This is a genomic window from Pseudomonas sp. H1_G08 (assembly GCF_054681355.1).
In genome coordinates, this window is sequence record NZ_CP162822.1 from 4,183,957 (window position 1) to 4,209,823 (window position 25,867).

Genomic DNA, 25,867 nt, shown 5'->3' on the forward strand with positions numbered 1-25,867 from the left:
GCCCCGCGTTCCGCTTCGTTAAGGCCTTCTTGCATGTCCGATTCCCGTTATCAGGTCGATGTCAGCGTCGTCACCCGCTATCTGCCAGACCAATCGCAACCCGAACACGACCGTTTCGCCTTCGCCTACACCATCACCGTACAGAACAACGGCAAGGTTGCGGCCAAGCTTCTGTCCCGGCACTGGGTGATCACCGATGGTGACGGCCATGTCGAACACGTGCGCGGTGAAGGCGTCGTCGGCCAGCAACCGTTGATCGATGCAGGCAAGAGCCACACGTATACCAGCGGCACGGTGATGACCACCAAGGTCGGCACCATGCAGGGCACTTATCAAATGCTCGCCGACGACGGCAAACATTTCGATGCCGTCATCAAACCGTTTCGCCTCGCCGTGCCCGGAGCCCTGCACTGATGACGACGTATGCCGTCGGTGACCTGCAAGGCTGCCTCGAACCGCTCAAGTGCCTGCTCAAACAAGCTGCCTTCGACCCGGCGCTTGACCGGCTGTGGCTGGTCGGCGATCTGGTCAACCGTGGCCCGCAGTCGTTGGAAACCCTGCGTTTTCTCTTTGGCATGCGTGAGTCGCTGGTCTGCGTGCTCGGCAATCACGACCTGCACCTGCTGGCCGCCGCGAAGAAGATCGAGCGCCTGAAGAAAAGCGACACACTGCGCGAAATCATCGAGGCCCCCGATGGGCCGCAACTGATGGAATGGCTGCGCCAGCAAAAGCTGATGCATTACGACGAAACACGCGATGTTGCGATGGTCCATGCAGGCATCCCGCCGCAATGGTCGCTGCGCCGTGCGTTGAAGTGCGCCGCCGAAGTCGAGACCGCCTTGCGTGACGACAACGTGTTCCCCGCCTACCTTGACGGTATGTACGGCAATGAACCGGCAAAATGGGACAACGATCTCAAAGGCATTGATCGTCTGCGGGTAATCACCAATTACTTCACACGCATGCGCTTTTGCACCGCTGAGGGCAAGCTCGACCTCAAAAGCAAGGAAGGCCTCGACAGCGCACCGCCCGGCTACAAGCCGTGGTTTCAGCACAAGGAGCGCAAGACCAAAGGCCTGCGCATCATCTTCGGTCACTGGGCCGCGCTCGAGGGCAATATCCACGAGCCGGGCATTTCCGCGCTGGACACCGGATGCGTATGGGGCGGCAGCCTGACGCTTATGAACGTCGACAGCGGCGAACGCCTGTCATGCAAATGCGACGAGCACGGCGGGCTTGCGCCATCAGTCGCCCCACTCACCCCCAACGATTCGCCCGTCAACGCCTCGCGTTAGACTGCGCCTTCAGTAGAGCAACAGGTACTTTGTCATGACCGAATTCAAACGAATCCCCCCGGAACAGGCGCAGGCCCTGCGTGAACAGGGCGCAGTCGTAGTCGACGTACGCGATCCGGCGACCTTTGCCGCGCTGCACATCAGCGGCTCCAAACATCTCGACAATCATTCCCTGCACGCTTTCATTCAAGGCGCCGACCTCGATGCACCGACCGTCGTGGTCTGCTACCACGGCAATTCCAGCCAAGGCGCAGCTGCCTATCTGGTCGGCCAGGGCTTCTCCGATGTCTACAGCATGGATGGCGGTTTCGAGCTGTGGCGTACGACCTATCCTTCGGAAACCGCGCAAGGCACCGACGAATAATTTTTTTGCGCGGCGCAGGCCCCGGCTGCCGTGGGCCTGCGCGCGGCAGACGAACGGTCTGCCACAACTAATTACGTATCTCGCCTTTACCTCTCGAATTCCCAACTATCCTTAAGCGCAGGCCATCCAAAACAGGGGAGAGCCGGTACACCGGCGCGCGGGTCATCGGGAGTAGCTTTCGCGGTTTGTCGACCGTGGGAGAATTCTGGGGGGTAAACAGCAGCTGCCATAGCGACTGCTGCCAGCATCGACTGAGTGATCCGGCGTCGGCTCCACGTATCGAGCGAGGTGACGTCATGAGTATCTTTAGCCACTTCCAACAACGCTTCGAATCCACACGCCAGGAAGAACTCTCTCTGCAGGAGTACCTGGAGCTGTGCAAAAACGATCGCAGCGCCTACGTTTCCGCCGCCGAACGTCTGTTGATGGCGATCGGCGAACCGGAACTGCTCGACACTTCGACCAATTCGAGGCTGTCGCGCATCTTCTCCAACAAGGTGATCCGCCGCTATCCGGCCTTTGAAGACTTCCACGGGATGGAAGAATGCATCGACCAGATCGTCTCGTATTTCCGCCACGCCGCCCAAGGCCTGGAAGAGAAGAAACAGATTCTTTATCTGCTCGGCCCCGTCGGTGGCGGTAAATCGTCCCTGGCCGAGAAGCTGAAACAGCTGATGGAGAAAGTGCCCTTTTATGCCATCAAGGGCTCGCCGGTCTTCGAGTCGCCTCTGGGTCTGTTCAACGCCACCGAAGATGGCGCGATCCTCGAGGAAGATTTCGGCATTCCACGGCGCTACCTGAACACCATCATGTCGCCCTGGGCGACCAAGCGCCTGGCCGAATTCGGCGGCGACATCAGCCAGTTCCGCGTGGTCAAGCTGTACCCGTCGATCCTCAATCAGATTGCCGTGGCCAAGACCGAACCCGGTGACGAGAACAACCAGGACATCTCGGCGCTGGTCGGCAAGGTCGATATCCGCAAACTCGAAGAATTCCCGCAGAACGACGCCGATGCCTACAGCTACTCCGGTGCGTTGTGCCGGGCCAACCAGGGCTTGATGGAATTCGTCGAAATGTTCAAGGCGCCGATCAAGGTGCTGCACCCATTGCTGACTGCTACCCAGGAGGGCAACTACAACAGTACCGAAGGCCTCGGCGCGATTCCGTTTACCGGCATCCTGCTGGCTCACTCCAACGAATCGGAGTGGCACACCTTCCGCAACAACAAGAACAACGAGGCGTTCATCGACCGGATCTACATCGTCAAAGTGCCGTACTGCCTGCGCGTCAGCGACGAAGTGAAGATCTACGACAAACTGCTTTTCAACAGCTCCCTGTCCAAGGCGCACTGCGCACCGGACACCCTGAAAATGCTCGCGCAGTTCACCGTGTTGTCGCGCCTCAAGGAGCCGGAAAACTCCAACATCTATTCGAAGATGCGCGTCTACGACGGCGAAAACCTCAAGGACACCGATCCGAAGGCCAAGTCGATTCAGGAGTACCGCGATTCGGCCGGTGTCGACGAAGGCATGAACGGCCTGTCGACCCGCTTCGCCTTCAAGATCCTCTCCAAGGTGTTCAACTTCGACCCGCATGAAATCGCCGCCAACCCGGTGCACCTGCTCTATGTGCTTGAACAACAGATCGAACAGGAACAGTTCCAGGCCGAAACCCGCGAACGCTACCTGCGCTATCTGAAGGAATACCTGGCGCCGCGCTACATCGAGTTCATCGGCAAGGAAATCCAGACTGCTTATCTGGAGTCCTACAGCGAATACGGTCAGAACATCTTCGACCGCTACGTGCTGTACGCGGATTTCTGGATCCAGGACCAGGAGTATCGCGACCCGGAAACCGGCGAGATCCTCAACCGCGTGGCCCTGAACGAAGAGCTGGAAAAAATCGAAAAACCGGCCGGAATCAGCAATCCGAAGGATTTCCGCAACGAGATCGTCAACTTTGTCCTGCGCGCCCGGGCCAACAACAACGGCAAGAACCCGACCTGGCTCAGCTACGAAAAACTGCGGGTGGTCATCGAGAAGAAAATGTTCTCCAACACCGAAGACCTGCTGCCCGTCATCAGCTTCAACGCCAAGGCCAGCAAGGAGGATCAGCAAAAACACAACGACTTCGTTACGCGAATGGTTGAACGTGGCTACACCGATAAACAGGTACGCCTGCTGTCCGAATGGTACCTGCGGGTCCGCAAGTCGCAGTGAGGCAGCTGCAAGCTATAAGCCACAAGCTGCAAGGAGAACGCGCGTGAATCCCCATCCGGGTGAATCGGCCTCTACTTGCAGCTTGCAGCTCAAAACTTGAAGCTCCCCGGAGGGGCCTTATGAGCTATGTGATCGACCGACGCCTCAATGGCAAAAACAAGAGCACGGTGAACCGCCAGCGTTTTCTGCGGCGTTACCGTGACCACATCAAAAAGGCTGTCGAAGAGGCAGTCAGTCGCCGTTCCATCACCGATATGGAGCACGGTGAACAGATCAGCATTCCCGGTCGCGACATCGACGAACCGGTGCTCCATCACGGACGCGGCGGCAAACAGACCGTGGTGCATCCCGGTAACAAAGAGTTCACGGCCGGTGAACATATCGCTCGCCCACCAGGAGGCGGCGGTGGACGCGGTCCGGGCAAGGCGGGCAATTCCGGCGAAGGCATGGACGAGTTCGTCTTCCAGATCACTCAGGAAGAGTTCCTCGAATTCATGTTCGAAGACCTTGAATTGCCGAATCTGGTCAAACGCAACCTGACCGGCACCGACACGTTCAAAACCGTCCGCGCCGGGATCAGCAACGAAGGTAACCCTTCACGCATCAATATCATCCGCACGTTGCGCTCGGCTCATGCGCGTCGTATCGCCCTGTCCGGCAGCAGTCGCGCGAAACTGCGCGAAGCCAAGGAAGAGCTGGCGCGGCTCAAGCGCGAAGAACCGGACAACTTCGGCGATATTCAGGAACTCGAAGCTGAAATCGAGAAACTCAGCGCGCGCATTCACCGCGTGCCGTTCCTCGACACCTTCGACTTGAAATACAACCTGTTGGTCAAGCAACCCAATCCCAGTTCCAAAGCAGTGATGTTCTGCCTGATGGACGTGTCCGGTTCTATGACGCAGGCCACCAAGGACATCGCCAAGCGCTTTTTCATCCTGCTGTACCTGTTTCTCAAGCGTAACTACGACAAGATCGACGTGGTGTTCATCCGTCACCACACCAGCGCCCGAGAGGTGGACGAGGAGGAGTTTTTCTATTCTCGTGAGACCGGCGGCACCATTGTTTCCAGCGCCCTGAAGCTGATGCAGGAAATCATGGCCGAGCGCTATCCGAGCAACGAGTGGAACATCTACGCCGCTCAGGCCTCCGACGGCGACAACTGGAACGACGATTCGCCGATCTGCCGCGACATCCTGATCAATCAGATCATGCCGTTTGTGCAGTACTACACTTACGTGGAGATCACCCCGCGCGAACATCAGGCCCTGTGGTACGAGTACGAACGCATCGCCGAAGCCTTCTCTGACACGTTTGCCCAGCAGCAACTGGTCTCGGCCGGAGATATCTATCCGGTCTTCCGTGAACTCTTCCAGCGCAGGTTAGTGACATGACCGCCAAAGAGCAGAAACGCCAACCCATTTCCACCGGTTCCGAATGGACATTCGAGCTGATCCAGACTTACGACCGCGAAATCGCCCGGATCGCGGCCCGTTATGCTCTGGACACCTACCCCAACCAGATCGAAGTGATCACCGCCGAGCAGATGATGGACGCCTATGCCTCAGTGGGCATGCCGCTGGGCTATCACCACTGGTCCTATGGCAAGCACTTCCTCAGTACCGAGAAATCATACAGTCGCGGACAGATGGGCCTGGCCTACGAGATCGTAATCAACTCCGACCCGTGCATCGCCTATCTGATGGAAGAGAACACCATCTGCATGCAGGCGCTGGTGGTGGCCCATGCCTGCTACGGCCACAACAGCTTCTTCAAGGGCAACTACCTGTTCCGTACCTGGACCGATGCCAGTTCGATCATCGATTACCTGGTGTTCGCCAAGCAGTACATCATGCAGTGCGAAGAGCGCCACGGCATCGATGCCGTGGAAGATCTGCTCGACTCCTGCCATGCCCTGATGAATTACGGTGTCGACCGCTACAAGCGCCCGTATCCGATTTCCGCCGAGGAAGAGCGCCGGCGGCAAAAGGATCGCGAAGAGCACATGCAGAAGCAGATCAATGATCTGTGGCGCACCATTCCCAAAGGCGCGGACAAATACAGCGACAAGGACAACGCCCGCTTCCCGGCCGAACCGCAGGAAAACATCCTCTATTTCATCGAGAAACACGCGCCGCTGCTGGAACCCTGGCAGCGCGAAATCGTGCGCATCGTGCGCAAGATCGCCCAGTACTTCTATCCGCAGCGCCAGACCCAAGTCATGAACGAAGGCTGGGCAACGTTCTGGCATTACACGCTGATGAATGACCTGTATGACGAAGGCCTGGTCACCGACGGCTTCATGATGGAATTCCTCACCTCGCACACCAGCGTGGTATTCCAGCCGGGTTTCGACAGTCCGTACTACAGCGGCATCAACCCCTATGCATTGGGTTTCGCCATGTACCGCGACATTCGGCGCATGTGCGAAGAGCCTACCGAAGAGGATCGCCGCTGGTTCCCGGACATCGCCGGTTCCGACTGGCTGTCGACCATCAAGTTCGCCATGAGCAGTTTCAAGGATGAGAGCTTCATCCTGCAGTACCTGTCGCCCAAGGTGATCCGTGATCTGAAGCTGTTCAGCATTCTCGATGACGACCAGAAAGACGACTTGCTGGTGCCGGCCATTCATGATGAGGGCGGCTACCGCATCATCCGTGAAACCCTGGCAGCGCAATACAACCTCGGCAATCGTGAGCCGAACGTGCAGATTTACAGCATCGATCGGCGCGGTGATCGCTCGCTGACCCTGCGCCATCAGCAGCACGACCGCAAACCCTTGGGCGACTCCACCGAAGAAGTCCTCAAGCATCTGCACCGGCTCTGGGGCTTCGACATTCATCTGGAAACCCTGCAAGGCGACCAGATCATGAAAACCCATCACGTGCCGCCACGCAGTGAACACAGCGAAGGCGATTACGGCCGGCTCGATCTGGCCGTGATTCATCTTTGATCCGGTTCCGGCCTCCGAAAGTCTGACGCAAGGGTTATCCTGTCGGACTGACGGAGGTTTTTTATGCAGGTTTACAAGGTTGGCGGCGCAGTACGTGATCGCCTGTTGGGGTTGCCGGTCACTGACATCGACAGGGTCGTGGTGGGCGCCACCACGGAGGAAATGCTCGCCAAGGGATACCGCCCGGTTGGCGCCGATTTTCCGGTGTTTCTGCACCCCAAAACCGGTGAGGAATATGCCCTCGCCCGTACGGAACGCAAGAGTGGCCGGGGTTACGGCGGCTTCACCTTCTACGCAAGTCCCGAAGTGACGCTTGAAGAAGACCTGATTCGCCGCGACCTGACGATCAATGCCATGGCCGAGGACGATCAGCTCAACCTTACCGATCCGTACCATGGCCAGCGCGATCTTGAAGCGCGAATCCTGCGCCATGTATCCCCGGCATTCGCCGAAGATCCGCTCCGTGTCCTGCGTGTTGCCCGTTTTGCTGCGCGCTACGCAGGATTGGGCTTTACGGTCGCCGATGAAACCATGGACTTGATGCGCCAGCTCAGTGAGTCCGGCGAATTGCAGGCGCTGACTGCCGAACGTAGCTGGAAGGAGATTTCCCGGGCACTGATGGAAGATCATCCACAGGTGTTCATCCAGGTCTTGCGCGACTGTGGCGCACTCAAAGAGCTATTGCCGGAAGTCGACGCCTTGTTCGGCGTGCCGCAGCCAGAGACCCATCACCCGGAAATTGACACAGGCCTGCACACCCTGAGCGTGCTGGAGCAATCAGCCCAGCACAAACAACCACTGACAGTGCGCTGGGCCTGCCTGCTGCATGACTTGGGCAAAGGCCTGACGCCGGAAGATGAGTGGCCCAGGCATATCGCCCATGAGCACACCGGGCTGAAGCTGATCAAAGCGGTCAACGAGCGCTTCAAGGTCCCCAAGGACTGTCAGGAACTGGCGCTGCTGGTGGGGCAGTACCACACCCATGGGCACCGGGCGCTCGAGTTGAAAGCCTCGACGCTGTTGGAGTTGCTGCAAAGTTTCGATATCTATCGCCGGCCACAGCGCTTCGAGGAATTTATCGCCGCGTGCGAGATGGACGCCCGTGGCCGCAAGGGCCTGGAGCAGCGCAGTTATCCACAGGCCGATTATTTGCGCGGAGCGGCGAAGGCTGCGCGAGCGGTGGCGGTGCAGCCGTTGCTGGAGCAGGGATTCAAGGGGCCGGAACTGGGCGAAGCGCTGAAGCGGGAACGACTGAAGGCGTTGAAAGCCTACAAAGAGGCGGCGACAGCCTGATAAAAAACTTCGCGAGCAGGCTCGCTCCCACATGAGACCTCGATCCAATGTGGGAGCGAGCCTGCTCGCGAAAGCGCATTTGATATCACCGCAAATCCGAAGGCGTGAGCTGCTCCCCCCGCCATTCGAACGCAACCGGCGCCAACACCTGATCAATCTGCGCTTCAGCCCACAACATCGCAAAGCTCTTGCCCACTCCCGGATGCACCCGATCCGGCGCAATCAACGACAGCGGCCACAGCACAAAGGCATTTTTCAGGATTTCAGCACGCGGCAGCATCAATCCATCGAAATTACCCACCAGATCGCCATACAGCAGCACGTCGATATCCAGCGGCAGACCTTTGCGATCCGGGGCATAACGACCGTTGTCCGCCTCGATGAATTTCAAACGGCGATCAAGCTCTATCAATGGCAGGTCCGTGTAGGCCGAGACCACAAAATTGAAGAACGGCCCGCTCTTGATGCCCACCGGTTGGCTCTCGAACACCGCCGAACAACGGATATCCACCAGGAACGTGGCCAGCGCATCGAGACCGGCGCGCAAATGGGTTTCACGCTCGATATTGCTACCGAGCCCGAGGTAGACCTGAGTCAGCGACATCCGCGCTCGATCTCCACACCCACACCACCCTTGGCCGCTGGAACGGCGCCCGGCTTGGTCAGTTTCAGTCGCACCCAAGTGATCTTGAATTCGGCCATGAGCACTTCAACCAGACGCTCGGCGAAGGTTTCGACCAGCTGGAACTGCGCCTGCTCGGCGAAGGCCTGAATGCGCGTGGAAACACTGGCGTAATCGAGCGCCAGGGTCAGGTCGTCACCGGCGGCGGCCGGGCGATTGTCCCAGGCGAAGCTCAGATCAAGACGCAGGCACTGACGGATGCCGCGCTCCCAGTCGTAGGCACCGATCACGGTGTCGACTTCCAGGCCCTCGATAAACACTCTGTCCAAGCACTTCTCTCCGCTGCACGACAAGGGCGCGATGCGCCGTTAGAATCAGGGCGTCCTCGCCCGGAATAGTTAGCATGTTTTGGTTACTGGCGATTCTCGCCTACCTGCTCGGCTCGCTGTCCTTTGCCATTTTGCTCAGCCGCCTGACCGGAAATCCGGATCCGCGAATGAGTGGCTCGGGTAATGCCGGCGCCACCAACATGCTGCGCCTGGCCGGTCGCAAACTGGCGATCCTGACCCTGCTCGGTGATCTGTGCAAAGGCCTGCTGCCGGTGCTGATCGCCTCGGGCGCGGGCCTTTCAGTGCAGGATCAGGCCTGGATCGGCGTGTGCGCCGTGATCGGTCACCTGTTCCCTTTGTACTTTCGCTTTCGCGGCGGCAAAGGCGTTGCCACTGCCGCAGGCATGCTGCTCGGCCTGTATCCACCCGCCGCGCTGCTGGCAGTATGTGCCTGGCTACTGACGTTTTACCTGACCCGCACCAGCTCGCTGGCGGCGCTGATTGCCACGCCACTGACCCTGCCATTGCTGGCCTGGCAGGAGCCGGAAGCCTTGCTGCCAATGAGCGCGCTGACCTTGCTGATTGTCTGGCGCCATCGCGGCAATCTACGCGACCTGTTTGCCGGGCGCGAACGGCATTTCTGACTGCCGTCCATGAGCGTCGCTCATTACAGCGCCGACAACTGCTCCATTGGCCAGCGTGCCTGCACGGTGATTGCCAGACTTTCCTGCTGGCCGGCCTTCAGGCGCTGGCAACCGGCAAATGCGATCATCGCGCCATTGTCGGTGCAGAACTCCGGGCGCGCATAGAACACATCACCCTTCATATCGCCGAGCATTTTTTCCAGCGAAACCCGCAACGCCTTGTTGGCGCTGACGCCGCCGGCAATCACCAGTCGCTTCATGCCCGCCTGTTTCAGGGCGCGCTTGCACTTGATGGTCAAAGTCTCCACCACGGCCTGCTGGAACGCCAGCGCGATGTCGCAACGGGCTTGCTCGCCGTCGTCCCCGGCGCTGACGCATTGCTGCCAGGTATTGAGGGCGAAGGTTTTCAGGCCGCTGAAACTGAAGTCCAGACCCGGGCGATCACACATCGGACGCGGAAAGGTGAAACGTCCTGCGACGCCCTTCTCGGCCAGCTTGGCGATTTCCGGCCCGCCGGGGTAATTGAGGCCCATCATCTTCGCGGTTTTGTCGAAAGCTTCGCCGGCCGCATCGTCGAGCGTCTCGCCGAGCAGGCTGTATTGGCCAATGCCGTCGACCTGAACCAACTGGGTATGACCACCGGAAACCAACAAAGCGACGAACGGGAATTCCGGCGGTTTCGGTTCCAGCATCGGCGCCAGCAAGTGGCCTTCCATGTGGTGCACGCCAAGCGCCGGAATGCCCCAGGCAAACGCCAGCGCCTGCGCGCAGGATGCACCGACCAGCAGCGCGCCGACCAGGCCAGGACCTGCGGTGTAGGCGATTGCGTCGATCTCGGTCGGCACACAGTCGGCCTCGGCCAACACCTGACGGATCAAGGGCAGCATGCGTTTGACGTGGTCACGCGAGGCCAGCTCCGGCACCACACCGCCATAGACACGGTGCAGGTCGATCTGACTGAACAGCGCGTCGGCCAGCAGACCGCGTTCACTGTCATACAATGCGACGCCGGTTTCGTCGCAGGAGGTTTCTAATCCCAGTACTAGCATGGGTTTGCGCCTTGTTTAGGCTGAATTCGAAGGCGCGCATAATAGTCGCCACGTGATGCCCCGACCAGCGGTTTTCGATCAGAGGCTTTGCATTCCGAGCGATGAGGGGTTAACATCCGCAACCCTTAAAAACCGACGTCTTCAAGTGCTCTTTTGCCGCGAGGATGTTGACCCCGGTAATGAATGAAGGTAGCTCTGGATGCCAGCCGTCAAAGTAAAAGAGAACGAACCCTTCGACGTAGCTCTGCGTCGTTTCAAGCGCTCCTGCGAAAAAGCCGGTGTACTGGCTGAAGTTCGTAGCCGCGAATTTTACGAGAAGCCAACTTCTGAGCGTAAGCGCAAGGCAGCAGCCGCTGTTAAGCGTCACGCCAAGAAAGTTCAGCGCGAACAGCGCCGCGCCGTTCGTCTGTACTAATCCACAGACGTTCGTAGCAAGCTTCTTGCCTAAGCCCGGCCCTCAGCCGGGCTAATGGCATTTGCGTAAAACGCTTGATGCTTCACCGTCGACGCCGCCGATGCGACCGAGACAAATCTGCTTCACCGCGTCAGGCCTGGCTCTTTTGCCAGCGGTGCACGTCTTTTCTGACGAGCCTTTCAAGGCTACTGACGAGCACACCCACTGATTCCTCTTACGACGATCAGCCCAAGGCACCTGCATGCGTGCCCGCTTTATTGAGCTATCCGAGGTCGACAATCGGCCGTCAGCGGATTCAGCGCAACACTTTCACATAGTCGAAGACTGATAGGTACTAACGTCAGTGGATTTTCGGCAGATACACTTCCCGACAGCGATTACGCAGACGACACCGGTCGAGCCGCACTTTTTGTGCGTTTCCAGCAATGGCCCGCGTCCGACGGCCTGTCGCAACGGATTTATTGCAGCGCAGACGACGAGAACGCCATGGCCGGGCTGATTCCCCAGAGCTTCATTGACGACCTGCTGAACCGCACCGACATCGTCGACGTGGTCAGCTCGCGCGTGCAATTGAAGAAGGCCGGCAAGAACTACACCGCCTGCTGCCCGTTCCATAAAGAGAAAACCCCGTCATTCAGCGTCAGCCCCGACAAACAGTTCTATTACTGCTTCGGTTGCGGCGCCGGCGGCAACGCCCTCGGCTTTCTCATGGATCACGACAACCTGGACTTCCCCCAGGCCGTCGAAGATCTGGCCAAAGCCGCCGGCATGGAAATCCCCCGCGAAGAAAGCGGTCGCGAGCGCAAGCCGCGCCAGCCGACCGATTCGCCGCTGTACCCGCTGCTGACCGCCGCCGCTGATTTTTACCGACAGGCACTCAAGAGTCATCCGTCGCGCAAGGCTGCGGTGGATTACCTCAAGGGGCGCGGGCTGACGGGCGAGATCGCTCGGGATTTCGGCCTCGGTTTTGCGCCGCCGGGCTGGGACAACCTGCTCAAGCATCTGAGCAGCGACACGTTGCAACAGAAGGCCATGATCGAAGCTGGCCTGCTGATCGAGAACGCCGAAACCGGCAAACGCTATGACCGCTTCCGCGATCGCGTGATGTTCCCGATTCGCGATACCCGTGGACGGATCATCGCCTTCGGCGGTCGCGTACTGGGCGACGACAAGCCCAAGTACCTGAACTCACCGGAAACCCCGGTATTCCATAAAGGCCAGGAACTCTACGGCCTTTATGAAGCACGCAAAAATAATCGCAACCTCGACGAAATCATCGTCGTCGAGGGTTACATGGACGTCATCGCCCTCGCCCAGCAAGGCTTGCGCAATGCCGTCGCCACGCTGGGTACCGCGACCAGCGAAGAACACCTCAAGCGCTTGTTCCGCGTCGTCCCGAACGTATTGTTCTGCTTCGACGGCGACCAGGCCGGCCGCAACGCAGCCTGGCGTGCACTGGAAGCGACCCTGCCGTGCCTGCAGGACGGTCGTCGCGCGCGGTTCCTGTTTTTGCCCGAAGGCGAAGACCCGGACACCCTGGTTCGCGCCGAAGGCACCGATGCTTTCAAGGCGCGCATCAATCAGCACGCGCAGCCGCTGGCCGATTATTTTTTCCAGCAACTGACCGAAGAAGCCGACCCGCGCTCACTTGAGGGCAAGGCGCACATGGCCACCCTCGCCGCGCCATTGATCGACAAGGTGCCGGGAGCGAACCTGCGCATCCTCATGCGTCAGCGCCTGACCGAGATTACCGGCCTGAGCAGCGAGACCGTCAGCCAATTGGTTCAGAGTGCGCCGCAGGAAGCACCGCCCGCCTACGATCCGGGCTTCGATTATGACGCCATGCCGGACTACAGCGACTACCATCAGCCGCAGGCACAGGACATGTATGTGCCGCAGCAGGAATGGACGCCGAAGAAACCCGGCGCCGGCGGCAAGAAGTGGGACAAGAAACCGTGGGACAAGAACGGCAAACGTGGTGGCGATCGCGAACAGCAGCGCCCGCGTACGCCGATTGGCGTTGAATCGCCAACCCTGACGGCACTGCGAACATTGCTCCATCATCCGCAACTGGCCAAGCGCGTCGAAGACGCCGGGCACATTGCCGATGAAAATCAGACCAACGCCCAGCTGCTTGTGGCCCTGCTCGAAGCCGTACAGAAGAATCCCAAGCTAAACTCATTTCAGCTGATCGCGCGATGGCACGGTACTGAACAGGGTCGCTTACTCAAGGCGCTGGCAGAAAAGGAATGGCTGATTGACGGAGATAACCTTGAACAACAGTTTTTCGACACCATTACTAGCTTGTCCGCCCGCCAACGCGAGCGAAATCTCGAACAGTTACTCAGGAAAGCGCGGCAAAGCGAACTGAGCGTCGAAGAGAAAAATCAACTGCGCGACCTTTTAAGTCGCAATGTTTCCGCATCAAACCCGACCTCAACTGGCGCGTGAGGTCATAGCTCAGGTATAATCCTCGGCTTGTTTTTTGCCCGCCAAGACCTTCAGTGGATAGGGTGTTATGTCCGGAAAAGCGCAACAGCAGTCTCGTATTATTGAGTTGATCAAACTGGGTCGTGAGCAGAAGTATCTGACTTACGCCGAGGTCAACGACCACCTGCCCGAGGATATTTCAGATCCGGAGCAGGTGGAAGACATCATCCGCATGATTAACGACATGGGGATCCCCGTACACGAGAGTGCTCCGGATGCGGACGCCCTTATGTTGGCCGACGCCGATACCGACGAGGCCGCTGCGGAAGAAGCAGCCGCTGCGTTGGCGGCGGTGGAGACCGATATCGGTCGCACCACTGACCCGGTGCGCATGTACATGCGTGAAATGGGTACGGTCGAGCTTCTGACCCGTGAAGGCGAAATCGAAATCGCCAAGCGGATCGAAGAAGGCATTCGTGAAGTGATGAGCGCGATTGCGCACTTCCCAGGCACGGTTGACCACATTCTCTCCGAGTACACCCGCGTCACCACCGAAGGTGGTCGCCTGTCCGACGTCCTGAGCGGTTATATCGACCCGGACGACGGCATCGCGCCGCCTGCGGCAGAAGTGCCGCCGCCGGTTGACCCGAAAGCCGTCAAGGCCGACGACGATACCGACGACGATGATGCCGAATCTTCTGACGATGAAGAAGAAGCCGAAAGCGGTCCGGATCCGGTCATCGCTGCGCAGCGCTTCGGTGCCGTCGCCGACCAGATGGAAATCACCCGCAAGGCCCTGAAAAAGCACGGTCGTCACAACAAGGCAGCCGTTGCCGAGTTGCTGGCCCTGGCCGAGCTGTTCATGCCGATCAAACTGGTGCCGAAGCAATTCGAAGCCCTGGTCGAGCGTGTACGCAGTGCCCTGGATCGCCTGCGTCAGCAAGAGCGCGCGATCATGCAGCTGTGCGTACGTGATGCACGTATGCCGCGCGCCGATTTCCTGCGTCAGTTCCCGGGCAACGAAGTCGACGAAAGCTGGTCCGACGCCCTGGCCAAAGGCAAGAGCAAGTACGCCGAAGCCATCGGTCGCGTGCAGCCGGACATCATCCGTTGCCAGCAGAAGCTGATTGCGCTGGAAACCGAGACCGGCCTGACCATCGCAGAAATCAAGGACATCAACCGTCGCATGTCGATCGGTGAGGCCAAGGCCCGCCGCGCGAAAAAAGAGATGGTTGAAGCCAACCTGCGTCTGGTGATCTCGATCGCCAAGAAGTACACCAACCGCGGCCTGCAATTCCTGGATCTGATCCAGGAAGGCAACATCGGCCTGATGAAGGCGGTGGACAAGTTCGAATACCGTCGCGGTTACAAGTTCTCGACTTATGCCACCTGGTGGATCCGTCAGGCGATCACTCGCTCGATCGCCGACCAGGCGCGCACCATCCGTATCCCGGTGCACATGATCGAGACGATCAACAAGCTCAACCGTATTTCCCGGCAGATGCTGCAGGAAATGGGTCGCGAACCGACCCCGGAAGAGCTGGGCGAACGCATGGAAATGCCTGAGGACAAGATCCGCAAGGTACTGAAGATCGCCAAAGAGCCGATCTCCATGGAAACCCCGATCGGTGATGACGAAGACTCCCATCTGGGCGACTTCATCGAAGACTCGACCATGCAGTCGCCAATCGATGTCGCCACAGTGGAAAGCCTGAAGGAAGCGACTCGCGAAGTGCTGTCCGGCCTCACTGCCCGTGAAGCCAAGGTACTACGCATGCGTTTCGGTATCGACATGAACACCGACCACACGCTCGAAGAGGTGGGCAAACAGTTTGACGTAACGCGTGAGCGGATCCGTCAGATCGAAGCCAAGGCGCTGCGCAAGCTGCGCCACCCGACGCGAAGCGAGCATCTGCGCTCCTTCCTCGACGAGTGATACCAGAACCCCCGGCCCAGGCCGGGGGTTTTGTTTTATGGCAGATTAAATTCCCCGCTCCGCCCTCCCCGTCGCGTACCCCGTCTACACTCGAAACAATCATCCCAAGCCCTGACGAGAGCGTTATGCCCAGACTGGCGCCCGTGCTTTTTCTGCTGTCATTGATGATCTGCACCGCCACGGCTGACGCGCTGACTCTCACCGATGAAGAACGCAGCTGGCTGGCAGCTCACCCTGACTTGCGCCTGGGTGTTGATGCATCGTGGCCGCCCTTCGAGTTCCGTGACGATCAGAACCGCTATCAGGGCCTGGCTGCCGACTATATCGAGGTGATCCGTGAACGTCTGGCAATCAAGCTGACGCCCATCGAACCGGCAAGCTGGACGGTGGTGCTGGAGCAGGTCAAAAAAGGCAAGATCGATTTGCTGCCGGGAATCATGTCCACGCCGGAACGCCAGAATTACCTGTCATTTACCCGGCCGTACCTCGACTTCCCGATCGTCATTCTGGCCCATGTCGGCGGGGCCCAGCCGCGCAAACTCGACGACCTGTACGGTCTGAAAATCGCCGTAGTGGAAAACTACGCTCCCCACGAACTGCTGCGCACTCACCATCCCGATCTGAATCTGGTGGCCATGCCCAATGTTAGTTCGGCGCTGCAAGCCCTGGCGACCGATGAAGTGGACGCGGTGGTCGGCGATCTGGCTTCCAGCGTCTGGAGCCTGCGCCAGCTCAAACTCGACGGCCTCTACGTCAGCGGCGAAACCCCGTATCGCTATCAACTGGCGATGGCCGTGCCCCGCGACAACAAGATGTTGGTGGGCATTCTCGATAAAGTCCTGGCCGACATGACACCGGCGGAAATCAGCAGCATTCAGGAACATTGGGTCGGTAATGTGCTCGACCACCGCACATTCTGGTCAGATCTGCTGATGTATGGCCTGCCCGGTCTGTTGTTGTTGATGACGGTGCTGGCCGTGGTGATTCGCATCAACCGCCGCCTGAGCTCGGAAATCTCCCGGCGCATCGACCTCGAACAGGAATTGCGCAGCAGCGAATATCACTACCGCGGTCTGGTGGAGAGCTTGTCGGCGATCGCTTGGGAAGCGCGGATGAGCGACTTCACCTACAGCTATGTTTCGCCCCATGCTGAAGACCTGCTCGGGTATCCACAGTCTCACTGGCTGATTCCGGGTTTCTGGCACAACATCATTCACCCGGCCGACCTGACCCGCACGCAAAACTATTGCAGGGAAGCGCTGCGCCAGGGCCGCGATCACATCGTCGACTATCGCGTGATCACCGCCGACGGCCGCTGCCTGTGGGTGCGCGACATTGTCAGCCTGATCGAGCATGGCCACGAACCGGTGATGCGCGGGTTGATGATCGATATCAGCGAAATCAAACGCACCGAAGAAGCGCTGCGGCTGTCCGAGCAGAAGTTCGCTTCGGTGTTTGAGCAATGCCCGGACATTCTGGTGATTGCGCGCCTGTCCGACGGCTGCCTGCTGGAGGTCAACGAGGCCTTCGAGGAGCAGATCGGCCTCAGGGCCGAGGATGTGATCGGCCAGACCGCCACCAACCTCAATATCTGGGGCATTCCCGGGGTCGGGCCGGGCCTCTTGCAGCGTTTGCAGGCCGGCAGCATCCGTAATCTGGAAATGCCCTTTCGCCGCAACAACGGCCAATTGTTCACCGGGCTGATTTCCGCCGAGCCTTTCGACCTCGACACCACCCCGGCGCTGGTGGTGGTAGTTCGCGACATCAGCCAGCTCAAGGAAACCCAACAGCAACTGCAAACCTCTGAAGAGAAATTCGCCAAGGCTTTCCATGCGTCGCCCGACGGCCTGTTGCTGTCGCGCCAGAGCGACGGCCTGCTGCTGGAGGTTAACGAAGGTTTCAGCCGCATCACCGGTTTCAACAGCGCCATGTCGGTGGATCGGTCGACACTGGACCTGGGTATCTGGGTCAACCTCAACGAACGCAAGCAGATGCTCGATCTGCTAAAGCGCGACGGGTTTGTCCGCGACTTCACTTGCCACATCCGTCGCAGCGACGGGCAGATTCGCCTGTGCGAAGTGTCCAGTCGACCGCTGCCGATCGGCGACGAGGATTGCATGCTGACCATCGCCCGCGACATCACCGAACGCCATCTCATGCAGGAAAAACTGCAGCAGGCCGCGACCGTTTTCGAGAGCACCGCCGAGGGCGTGTTGATCACCGATACTCAACAACACATCAGCGCCGTCAATCGCGCTTTCACCGAAATCACCGGTTACAGCGAAAGTGAAGCGCTGGGCCACACGCCACGCTTGCTGGCGTCAGGGCTGCATGACAGCGCTTTCTACGCGGCGATGTGGCACCAATTGACTGACGAAGGCCACTGGCAAGGCGAGATTTCCAACCGGCGCAAGAACGGCGAGCTGTACCCGAGCTGGCTGACCATCAGCGCCGTGCGCAATCGCGACAAGTTCATCACTCACTTCGTCGCGGTGTTCGCCGATATTTCCAGCCTCAAGCATGCGCAGGCCAAGCTTGATTACCAGGCTCACCACGACCCGCTCACCGGCTTGCCAAACCGCACCTTGTTCGAGAGCCGCCTGCAAATGGCCCTGACCAGCCAGCAGGAAAATGGCGGCCAGGGTGCCGTGCTGTTTCTCGATCTCGACCGTTTCAAACACATCAACGACAGCCTCGGCCACCCGGTCGGCGACCTGTTGCTCAAGGGCATCGCCGTGCGCTTGAAAGAACAATTGCGCGATATCGACACGGTCGCGCGGCTGGGCGGCGACGAGTTCATCATTCTGCTGCCGGGCCTGCAGCAAGCCAGCGATGCCGACAACATCGCGACGAAACTGCTCAACTGCTTCGGTGCGCCGTTCCAGGCCGGCGAACACGAGTTTTTTATCAGCGCGAGCATCGGCACCAGCCTCTATCCCCGCGACGGCTGCGATGTCGCCACCCTGGTGAAAAACGCGGACGCGGCGATGTACCGCTCCAAAGCCAAGGGGCGTAACCGCGTTGAAAGTTACACCCGCGACCTCACCGCCCAGGCCAGCGAGCGCGTAGCGCTGGAACACGAACTGCGCCGCGCCATCGAGCGCGATGAGCTGTTTCTCTATTACCAACCGAAAATCAGCCTGGTCGACCACAGTCTGGTCGGTGCAGAGGCGCTGATTCGCTGGCGCCACCCAACCTTCGGCGACGTGCCGCCCGAGCATTTCATTCCGCTGGCCGAAGAGAACGGCATGATCCTGCAGATCGGTGACTGGGTGCTGGAGACCGCTTGCCGGCAAATGTTCGAGTGGAGCCGAATCTACCAACCGCTCGGGCCGCTCTCGGTAAACCTCGCTGGCGCGCAGCTGCGTCAGCCGAACCTGTTGGTGCGCATCGAGCAACTGCTCAAGGACAACCGCCTCAGGCCGGATTTACTGCAACTGGAAATTACCGAGAATTTCATCATGAGCCAGGCCGAAGAGGCGCTGGCAGTGCTGCACCAGCTCAAACACCTCGGCGTGCAACTGGCGATCGATGACTTCGGCACCGGCTACTCCTCGCTCAGCTATCTCAAACGCCTGCCGCTGGACATCCTCAAGATCGACCAGTCCTTCGTCCGCGGACTGCCTGACGACCCCCACGACGCGGCCATTGTGCGCGCCATCATCGCGCTCGGCCGCAGCATGCAATTCACCGTGATTGCCGAAGGCGTGGAAACCCAGGCGCAACAACAATTCCTCGCCGCAGAAGGTTGTGAACAGATCCAGGGCTACATCGTCAGCCTGCCGCTGCCCCCGGACGAATTCGCCGCGACGTTTCTGCATATAACCGTATCGGATTTTTCGGATAGCACAGCCGCGAAACCGTCGCTATAATCCGCGGCCTACTGAGGGCCTATAGCTCAGTTGGTTAGAGCAGAGGACTCATAATCCTTTGGTCCACGGTTCGAGTCCGTGTGGGCCCACCAAATTGAAAAGCCGCGCTTGATGCGCGGCTTTTTTGTGGGCGAGTGGTTGGGTTTCGTCTCGGCGGGCGCAATGTTCGGAAGACCTAACCAGAGCTGTAGGAAAGATCCTAAGCTGCGGTTTTGAGCGGTTAGACAAAAATCCGTGTGAGAGAAAGCAAAAAGCCCCGATGCTTGCGCAACGGGGCTTTCTGTAAATCTGAAATATCGGCCTGTCCTTTTACGGTTTCCCGCTTATCCCGCTCACTGGCTAGGAGTGGCTTGCGCCACCGAAATCAACACCCTTTGCTTACAAAGTTCCGGTCTGTGCTGACGTACCGATCATAGCCCTTGAACCTGACAAGAGCAACCGTCACAGCCGTTATCCCTCTCATCGAGCGATGGGTTCCAAATATGCCCCAATGCGCTTGACCCTGTACCATCGGCAATCTCATCGCCCACGCCATCGGAGCCCACCTTGCCAGACACCCGCCAACCCATCCTCGACGAAATCGACCGTCAGCTAATCGCCGCGCTGCAAATCAACGCCCGCGAAAGCGTGGCCATGCTCGCCCGTCAGCTAGGCATTGCTCGCACGACGGTGACGTCGCGCCTGGCCCGGCTGGAAAAGGCCAGAGTGATCACCGGTTATGGCGTGCGTCTTGGTCAGCGTGTGGTCGATGGTGGCTTGCAGGCGTACGTCGGGATCAAGGTGCAGCCGCGTTCCGGCAAGGACGTGTTGCGGCGTTTGAGTGCGATGGCGCAGGTGCAGCAGTTGTGTGCAGTGAGTGGCGAGTTTGATTATGTGGCGTGGTTGCGCACCGACTCGCCGGAGCAGCTCGATCAGTTGCTGGATCAGATTGGCAGCGTCGATGGGGTGGAGAAGACCACGACGTCGATCATTCTGAGCAGCAAGATTGATCGGGGGCAGCCGGTTTAAGATTTTGATCGAGCTTCTCGGGTGAATTTCAGAGCCTCTTCGCGAGCAGGCTCGCTCCCACATTTTGGTCGGTATGCAGCCTGCAATCGTCAGTCTGCACAACAATCAGGCAAAACGACGACACATTGCGTCTTATTAACGCGCTCCACGCTCCCTAGAATGGCTGACATCTTTTCCTATACTCAGACGCGAATCCTGCGTCGGGTCGCCAACAAGGTCAGCCATGAACAAGAACAACCGCCATCCTGCAGACGGAAAAAAACCTGTCACCATTTTCGGTCCGGACTTTCCGTTCGCGTTTGACGACTGGATCGAGCATCCCGCCGGGCTGGGGAGCATTCCTGAGCAGCACCATGGCGCTGAGGTGGCGATTGTCGGGGCGGGCATTGCCGGTCTGGTGGCTGCGTATGAACTGATGAAACTCGGTTTGAAGCCAGTGGTGTACGAGGCGTCGAAACTCGGCGGTCGTCTGCGCTCGCAAGCCTTCAACGGTACCGACGCCATCGTCGCGGAGCTTGGCGGCATGCGCTTTCCAGTGTCCTCCACGGCGTTCTATCACTACGTGGACAAGCTCGGCCTCGAAACCAAGCCTTTCCCCAACCCGCTGACCGGTGCTTCGGGCAGTACCGTGATCGATCTGGAAGGCGAAACCTATTACGCCGAAAGCCTGAAGGATCTTCCTGCTTTGTTCCAGGAAGTCGCTGACGCCTGGGCAGATGCGCTGGAAGCCGGTTCGCAGTTCTCCGATATCCAGCAAGCCATTCGCGATCGAGATGTGCCGCGCCTGAAAGAGCTGTGGAACAAGCTGGTGCCGCTGTGGGACGACCGGACCTTTTATGACTTCGTCGCCACCTCGAAAGCCTTCGCCAAATTGTCGTTCCAGCATCGCGAAGTGTTCGGGCAGGTCGGTTTCGGCACCGGCGGCTGGGATTCGGACTTCCCCAATTCGATGCTGGAAATCTTCCGCGTGGTGATGACCAATTGCGACGATCACCAACACCTGGTGGTCGGTGGCGTCGAACAGGTGCCACAGGGCATCTGGCGCCATGTGCCGGAGCGCTGCGTGCACTGGCCGGCCGGCACCAGCCTGAAATCCCTGCACCGCGGCGCACCGCGTTCCGGTGTGAAGAAAATTGCTCACGCACCGCAAGGCCGTTTCGCCGTTACCGACAACAACGGTGACACCCGCGAATACGCCGCCGTCCTGACAACCTGCCAGAGCTGGCTGCTGACCACTCAGATCGAATGCGATGAAACCCTGTTCTCGCAGAAGATGTGGATGGCCCTCGACCGCACGCGCTACATGCAGTCGTCGAAAACCTTCGTGATGGTCGACCGGCCATTCTGGAAAGACAAGGATCCGGAGACCGGCCGCGACGTGATGAGCATGACCCTCACCGATCGCCTGACCCGTGGCACCTATCTGTTCGACAACGGCGACGACAAGCCGGGGGTGATCTGCCTGTCGTACTCGTGGATGAGCGACGCGTTGAAAATGCTCCCGCATCCGGTGGAGAAACGTGTTGAGCTGGCGTTGAACGCGCTGAAGAAGATCTACCCGAAAGTCGACATCGCCGCGCGGATCATCGGCGATCCGATCACCGTGTCGTGGGAAGCCGATCCGTATTTCCTCGGTGCCTTCAAAGGCGCCCTGCCCGGCCATTACCGCTACAACCAGCGCATGTATGCGCACTTCATGCAGGACGACATGCCGGCCGAACAGCGCGGGATTTTCATCGCCGGCGACGACGTGTCGTGGACACCGGCGTGGGTCGAAGGCGCGGTGCAGACTTCGCTCAACGCGGTGTGGGGCATCATGAAACATTTCGGCGGATCCACACATAAAGAGAACCCCGGCCCGGGTGATGTGTTCAAAGACATCGGCCCTATCGCCCTGCCCGAGTAAGAGGATTCCCCGATGCGCGTAGCCGTTTACCAATGTCCACCGCTGCCACTGGACCCCGCCGCCAACCTGCATCGCCTGCATCAAGTAGCGATGGAGGCCAAAGGCGCCGATCTGCTGGTGCTGCCGGAGATGTTCATGACCGGCTACAACATCGGCGCCGAAGCGGTCGGCACGCTGGCCGAGGTCTATAACGGTGAATGGGCGCAGCAGATCGGCCGGATTGCCAAGGCTGCCGGTCTGGCGATTGTCTACGGCTACCCGGAGCGCACCGCCGACGGGCAGATCTACAACGCCGTGCAACTGATCGACACCCATGGCGAGCGCCTGTGCAATTACCGCAAGTCGCATCTGTTCGGCGACCTCGATCGGTCGATGTTCAGCCCCGGTGACTCCGACTTGCCGGTGGTTGAATTGAACGGCTGGAAGCTCGGCTTCCTGATCTGCTACGACCTGGAGTTTCCGGAAAACGCGCGGCGCCTGGCCTTGGCCGGCGCCGAGCTGATCGTGGTGCCGACGGCCAACATGATTCCGTTCGATTTCGTTGCCGATGTCACCGTGCGTGCCCGCGCCTTCGAAAACCAGTGCTACGTGGCTTACGCCAATTACTGCGGACATGAAGGCGATATCCAGTATTGCGGGCAAAGCAGCATTGCCGCGCCGGACGGCAGCCGCATCGCTCTGGCAGGTCTGGACGAGGCGTTGATCGTCGGCGAACTGGACCGACAACTGATGAACGATTCACGCCAGGCCAATCGCTATCTCAGCGATCGCCGCCCGGAGCTTTACGGCGCGCTCAACCGCCGCTAATCCGCTAGCATGGGCACTTCACTGTTCTGGAAGTGCCCATGCCCGCGCCGACTCATCCCCGCCCCCACTCTGAAACCCTGGCCAACGGCCTGCGCGTGACCCTGCGCCACGTGCCCGGTCTCAAGCGCAGCGCTGCCGCGTTGCGCGTGGCGGCCGGCAGCCATGACGTGCCATTGGCATGGCCGGGGCTGGCGCATTTTCTCGAGCATTTGCTGTTTCTCGGCACCGAGCGTTTTCCCACAGACGAAGGGCTGATGGCCTACGTGCAACGTCACGGCGGCCAAGTGAATGCCAGCACCCGTGAGCGCACCACGGATTTTTTCTTCGAGTTGCCTGTGTCGTCCTTCAGCGGGGGGCTCGAGCGTCTGTCAGACATGCTCGCCCGGCCACGGATGAATCGGGACGATCAACTGCGTGAACGGGAAGTGCTGCAGGCGGAGTTTGTCGCCTGGTCGCAGGATCCGACAGCGCAACAGCAGTTTGCCTTGTATGAAGGTTTACCAGCGGAGCACCCGCTGCGTGGGTTTCATGCGGGTAATCGGGACAGCTTGCAGGTCGAATCGCCTGGGTTTCAGTCGGCGCTGAAAGATCTCCATCAGCGCTTTTATCGAACCGGGCAAATGAGCCTGAGTCTGGTCGGGCCACAAAGTATCGATGAGCTTCGGGAGCTGGCGCAGCAATTCGCAGCGGTGTTGCCGATTGGGGATAAAGTTGCCCAGGCCGCACCGCCACCGTTGGCAGTGAAAAGTTATCAACAGGTCGGCGCTCACTCGAACCTGTTATTCGCTTTCGACGCGTTGCCCGAGTCATCCGCCGAGGCGATGGCTTTTCTCTGTCATTGGTTGAATAGCGCAAAACCTGGTGGATTGCTCGCATACCTGCATCAACAGAATCTGGCTGACAGCCTGAAAGCCACGCCGCTCTACCAGTTCGCCGGCCAAGCGCTGCTGCATCTTCAATTCAATGCTGGCGGCGACCGCCTGGATACCATTCGCGAACGCCTGCTGGACTGGCTGAGCTTCTTCGCCCAGCAGGACTGGACGCCGTGGCGCGAGGAATACGCGGCCCTGCTTCAACGCCAGCAGCAAGTCAGCGGCGCGTTGCAACTGGCGCGCCTAGACATTGAGCAGCAAGCATTCGGCCTGTCCGAATCCGGCGCTGCCGCACTTGAGCACATCCTTCGCGAAATCGGCGTTGTGGATAACTTCAGCGATCATTGGCATCTGCCCGCCGCGAATCCTTTCTTGCGCGCCAGTGAACCGCTGGCCAACGCCGGGCTGATTCGCGGCCAGACCAGCGCCCACCGTGGCCTGCGCACCTTCGCCCAGGATCGCTCGCGCAGTCGTCGCGAGCGATCGCCGATGCAGTTCAGCCAGGCGCTGCCGGACAACAGCGATGAGGGCGCGATTTACCTGCGCTGGCAGGTCGAGACGGCGGCCAGCGCCGATCTGCGCGCAAGATTGCAGCGCAGTCTGCGCCAGACCCGACAGGATGCGTCCGAAGCCGGAGTGGACTTGTCTTTCAGCGCCGCAGGTAACCAATGCCTGCTGAAAATGACCGGACTACAGGAACCGATGCCCAGCATCCTCGAGCATGCGCTGAAATGTCTGACGATGATCGACGCCGATTCGCCGCGCGACGAGGTGCAGATACCGTCGATGCCGATCCGCCAACTACTCGAAGCGTTGCCAGAGAAATGCCTGCCCACGATTGAAACCAGCGATGACGCCGATCAGCTGTGGACAACTTCGCGCTGGGACGGCCTCGCTCTAGGCCTTAACCAACAAACCCAGTCAGCCTTGGGCCTGGCGCTGAGCCGCATTCCCGGCACACCGGACAATCAGCTACCGGTGACACCGATCGCCCAAGGCAAGTACCACTGGAGCCAGATCAACACGGCCTCCAGCGAACACGCCTTGCTGCTGATCTGCCCGACTGCCAGCAGCGACATCGCTGATGAAGCAGCGTGGCGCCTTCTGGCTCAGTTGTACCAGACGCCTTTCTATCAGCGCCTGCGTGTCGAATTGCAATTGGGGTACGCCGTGTTCAGCGCGCTGCGTCAATTGCACGGCATGACCGCGATTGTGTTTGGCGTGCAATCGCCGACGAACCCGGCGGGCAAGTTGCTCGAATACATTCAGGAGTTCTTCAACAGCATTCCCGCGTTGATCGAAACGCTCGATGAAGCAAGCCTCGAGCAACAGCGTCAAAGCCTCGCCGATCAGTTCGACGACACCACACTGTCCACCAAGGATGCCGCCGAACTCCTCTGGCAAGGCAAGCTTGTCGGCCATTCGTCGGATTACCGGGAGCAGTTGGTCACGGCGATCCGGCAACTCGATCGCCAGGCTTTGCTGGCCGCTGCGCAGCGCCTGATCAATGCCGAGGGTGGCTGGCATTGCCTGGCCAATGAATCGATGCCGGGCACACCGTGGCAAGCGGCAAACTGATCATTACCGAGGCTGCAAGGAGCTTTCTCAAAGATTCACGGGTCACGGCGTTGAAATTTTGAGTAACATAGCCGCCTAACTAATTGGAACATCACCGCGCTACCGTGGACTATAACTATGGATAGCGCTATCCCAACCCTCAGAAGGAGACATCTCATGGCCTGGACCAAACCTGCTTACACCGACCTGCGTATCGGCTTCGAAGTCACCATGTACTTCGCCAGCCGCTGAGTTCTGCCTACGCAGAATCGCAGTGCAACGCCTCGGCTCGCCGAGGC

20 protein-coding genes and 1 tRNA gene are annotated in these 25,867 nt (G+C 59.4%); 18 read left to right on the forward strand and 3 right to left on the reverse strand.

All coding sequences use genetic code 11. From position 1 onward, the window contains the following. Positions 1-33: 33 nt before the first annotated feature. From apaG to AB4N85_RS19100, 7 genes are all read left to right on the forward strand, one after another. On the forward strand, positions 34-414 hold the full coding sequence (gene apaG, locus AB4N85_RS19070; protein WP_252868385.1) for a Co2+/Mg2+ efflux protein ApaG: 381 nt from the start codon (positions 34-36) through the stop codon (positions 412-414). Then, entirely contained in the window at positions 414-1,295 is an 882-nt protein-coding gene (locus tag AB4N85_RS19075) for a symmetrical bis(5'-nucleosyl)-tetraphosphatase (protein ID WP_252868386.1), read from the forward strand. The genes apaG and AB4N85_RS19075 overlap by 1 nt, the downstream gene beginning before the upstream one ends. A gap of 34 nt (positions 1,296-1,329) precedes the next feature. Continuing rightward, positions 1,330-1,659 (forward strand): thiosulfate sulfurtransferase GlpE, encoded by a 330-nt coding sequence (gene glpE / locus AB4N85_RS19080; RefSeq protein WP_056786663.1) that lies wholly within the window; start codon positions 1,330-1,332, stop codon positions 1,657-1,659. Between the two features lie 296 nt (positions 1,660-1,955). After that, complete coding sequence (locus AB4N85_RS19085; protein WP_016772892.1) at positions 1,956-3,878, forward strand: PrkA family serine protein kinase; 1,923 nt, start codon at positions 1,956-1,958, stop codon at positions 3,876-3,878. A gap of 119 nt (positions 3,879-3,997) precedes the next feature. Then, the gene (locus AB4N85_RS19090) at positions 3,998-5,269 is read left to right on the forward strand and encodes a YeaH/YhbH family protein (protein ID WP_039757709.1); all 1,272 of its coding nucleotides are present in this window, start codon (positions 3,998-4,000) and stop codon (positions 5,267-5,269) included. Beyond that, complete coding sequence (locus AB4N85_RS19095) at positions 5,266-6,828, forward strand: SpoVR family protein (RefSeq protein WP_024014545.1); 1,563 nt, start codon at positions 5,266-5,268, stop codon at positions 6,826-6,828. The genes AB4N85_RS19090 and AB4N85_RS19095 overlap by 4 nt, the downstream gene beginning before the upstream one ends. Positions 6,829-6,891: 63 nt before the next feature. Continuing rightward, positions 6,892-8,121, forward strand: coding sequence for a multifunctional CCA addition/repair protein (locus AB4N85_RS19100; protein ID WP_236167652.1), 1,230 nt, complete (start codon positions 6,892-6,894; stop codon positions 8,119-8,121). Positions 8,122-8,206: 85 nt separating this feature from the next. Here AB4N85_RS19100 and folK read toward each other — a convergent pair whose 3' ends face one another. Beyond that, positions 8,207-8,725 (reverse strand): 2-amino-4-hydroxy-6-hydroxymethyldihydropteridine diphosphokinase, encoded by a 519-nt coding sequence (gene folK, locus AB4N85_RS19105; RefSeq protein ID WP_236167653.1) that lies wholly within the window; start codon positions 8,723-8,725, stop codon positions 8,207-8,209. Continuing rightward, positions 8,716-9,072: a dihydroneopterin aldolase gene (gene folB / locus AB4N85_RS19110; protein WP_016772885.1), complete on the reverse strand. Its 357-nt coding sequence runs from the start codon at positions 9,070-9,072 to the stop codon at positions 8,716-8,718. Before folB ends, folK begins: the two co-directional genes overlap by 10 nt. Positions 9,073-9,146: 74 nt before the next feature. Here folB and plsY point away from each other — a divergent pair, with 74 nt between their 5' ends. Continuing rightward, positions 9,147-9,716 (forward strand): glycerol-3-phosphate 1-O-acyltransferase PlsY, encoded by a 570-nt coding sequence (gene plsY / locus AB4N85_RS19115; protein WP_041476705.1) that lies wholly within the window; start codon positions 9,147-9,149, stop codon positions 9,714-9,716. A gap of 23 nt (positions 9,717-9,739) precedes the next feature. On the opposite strand, the gene tsaD is transcribed toward plsY, so the two are convergent. Then, complete coding sequence (gene tsaD / locus AB4N85_RS19120; RefSeq protein WP_039757706.1) at positions 9,740-10,765, reverse strand: tRNA (adenosine(37)-N6)-threonylcarbamoyltransferase complex transferase subunit TsaD; 1,026 nt, start codon at positions 10,763-10,765, stop codon at positions 9,740-9,742. Between the two features lie 199 nt (positions 10,766-10,964). Here tsaD and rpsU point away from each other — a divergent pair, with 199 nt between their 5' ends. The 10 genes from rpsU (at position 10,965) to pqqA (ending at position 25,820) form a co-directional block, all read left to right on the forward strand. Further along, a complete protein-coding gene (gene rpsU, locus AB4N85_RS19125; RefSeq protein ID WP_002551877.1) occupies positions 10,965-11,180 on the forward strand; it encodes a 30S ribosomal protein S21 in 216 nt (71 codons plus the stop codon). Positions 11,181-11,666: 486 nt separating this feature from the next. After that, on the forward strand, positions 11,667-13,631 hold the full coding sequence (gene dnaG, locus AB4N85_RS19130; protein ID WP_150743558.1) for a DNA primase: 1,965 nt from the start codon (positions 11,667-11,669) through the stop codon (positions 13,629-13,631). Positions 13,632-13,698: 67 nt separating this feature from the next. Further along, entirely contained in the window at positions 13,699-15,546 is a 1,848-nt protein-coding gene (gene rpoD, locus AB4N85_RS19135) for an RNA polymerase sigma factor RpoD (RefSeq protein WP_024014550.1), read from the forward strand. Between the two features lie 125 nt (positions 15,547-15,671). Next, complete coding sequence (locus tag AB4N85_RS19140; protein WP_150743538.1) at positions 15,672-19,418, forward strand: bifunctional diguanylate cyclase/phosphodiesterase; 3,747 nt, start codon at positions 15,672-15,674, stop codon at positions 19,416-19,418. A 15-nt stretch (positions 19,419-19,433) separates the two neighbouring features. After that, positions 19,434-19,510: transfer RNA gene (locus tag AB4N85_RS19145), tRNA-Ile, on the forward strand. Between the two features lie 454 nt (positions 19,511-19,964). Next, positions 19,965-20,426 (forward strand): Lrp/AsnC family transcriptional regulator, encoded by a 462-nt coding sequence (locus AB4N85_RS19150; protein ID WP_041476707.1) that lies wholly within the window; start codon positions 19,965-19,967, stop codon positions 20,424-20,426. Between the two features lie 223 nt (positions 20,427-20,649). Continuing rightward, positions 20,650-22,332 carry a flavin monoamine oxidase family protein gene (locus tag AB4N85_RS19155; protein WP_016772878.1) on the forward strand — a complete coding sequence of 561 codons (1,683 nt, stop codon included), beginning with the start codon at positions 20,650-20,652 and terminating at the stop codon, positions 22,330-22,332. Positions 22,333-22,344: 12 nt separating this feature from the next. After that, positions 22,345-23,139 carry a carbon-nitrogen hydrolase family protein gene (locus AB4N85_RS19160; protein ID WP_041476708.1) on the forward strand — a complete coding sequence of 265 codons (795 nt, stop codon included), beginning with the start codon at positions 22,345-22,347 and terminating at the stop codon, positions 23,137-23,139. Positions 23,140-23,177: 38 nt separating this feature from the next. After that, positions 23,178-25,589: a pyrroloquinoline quinone biosynthesis protein PqqF gene (pqqF, locus tag AB4N85_RS19165; RefSeq protein WP_252868387.1), complete on the forward strand. Its 2,412-nt coding sequence runs from the start codon at positions 23,178-23,180 to the stop codon at positions 25,587-25,589. A gap of 156 nt (positions 25,590-25,745) precedes the next feature. Further along, positions 25,746-25,820, forward strand: a complete 75-nt coding sequence (pqqA, locus tag AB4N85_RS19170) for a pyrroloquinoline quinone precursor peptide PqqA (RefSeq protein WP_003444522.1) — start codon at positions 25,746-25,748, stop codon at positions 25,818-25,820. The last annotated feature ends 47 nt before the right edge of the window (positions 25,821-25,867 follow it).

What these genes read in the sequence shown, in the direction of transcription:
- AB4N85_RS19160 (WP_041476708.1), top strand. Translation starts at nt 22,345, where the DNA reads ATGCGCGTAGCCGTTTACCAATGTCCACCGCTGCCACTGGACCCCGCC.
- AB4N85_RS19075 (WP_252868386.1), top strand. Translation starts at nt 414, where the DNA reads ATGACGACGTATGCCGTCGGTGACCTGCAAGGCTGCCTCGAACCGCTC.
- AB4N85_RS19090 (WP_039757709.1), top strand. Translation starts at nt 3,998, where the DNA reads ATGAGCTATGTGATCGACCGACGCCTCAATGGCAAAAACAAGAGCACG.
- folK (WP_236167653.1), bottom strand. Translation starts at nt 8,725, where the DNA reads ATGTCGCTGACTCAGGTCTACCTCGGGCTCGGTAGCAATATCGAGCGT.
- AB4N85_RS19100 (WP_236167652.1), top strand. Translation starts at nt 6,892, where the DNA reads ATGCAGGTTTACAAGGTTGGCGGCGCAGTACGTGATCGCCTGTTGGGG.
- tsaD (WP_039757706.1), bottom strand. Translation starts at nt 10,765, where the DNA reads ATGCTAGTACTGGGATTAGAAACCTCCTGCGACGAAACCGGCGTCGCA.
- AB4N85_RS19095 (WP_024014545.1), top strand. Translation starts at nt 5,266, where the DNA reads ATGACCGCCAAAGAGCAGAAACGCCAACCCATTTCCACCGGTTCCGAA.
- AB4N85_RS19085 (WP_016772892.1), top strand. Translation starts at nt 1,956, where the DNA reads ATGAGTATCTTTAGCCACTTCCAACAACGCTTCGAATCCACACGCCAG.
- rpoD (WP_024014550.1), top strand. Translation starts at nt 13,699, where the DNA reads ATGTCCGGAAAAGCGCAACAGCAGTCTCGTATTATTGAGTTGATCAAA.
- AB4N85_RS19140 (WP_150743538.1), top strand. Translation starts at nt 15,672, where the DNA reads ATGCCCAGACTGGCGCCCGTGCTTTTTCTGCTGTCATTGATGATCTGC.
- AB4N85_RS19155 (WP_016772878.1), top strand. Translation starts at nt 20,650, where the DNA reads ATGAACAAGAACAACCGCCATCCTGCAGACGGAAAAAAACCTGTCACC.
- pqqF (WP_252868387.1), top strand. Translation starts at nt 23,178, where the DNA reads ATGCCCGCGCCGACTCATCCCCGCCCCCACTCTGAAACCCTGGCCAAC.
- dnaG (WP_150743558.1), top strand. Translation starts at nt 11,667, where the DNA reads ATGGCCGGGCTGATTCCCCAGAGCTTCATTGACGACCTGCTGAACCGC.
- rpsU (WP_002551877.1), top strand. Translation starts at nt 10,965, where the DNA reads ATGCCAGCCGTCAAAGTAAAAGAGAACGAACCCTTCGACGTAGCTCTG.
- plsY (WP_041476705.1), top strand. Translation starts at nt 9,147, where the DNA reads ATGTTTTGGTTACTGGCGATTCTCGCCTACCTGCTCGGCTCGCTGTCC.
- apaG (WP_252868385.1), top strand. Translation starts at nt 34, where the DNA reads ATGTCCGATTCCCGTTATCAGGTCGATGTCAGCGTCGTCACCCGCTAT.
- glpE (WP_056786663.1), top strand. Translation starts at nt 1,330, where the DNA reads ATGACCGAATTCAAACGAATCCCCCCGGAACAGGCGCAGGCCCTGCGT.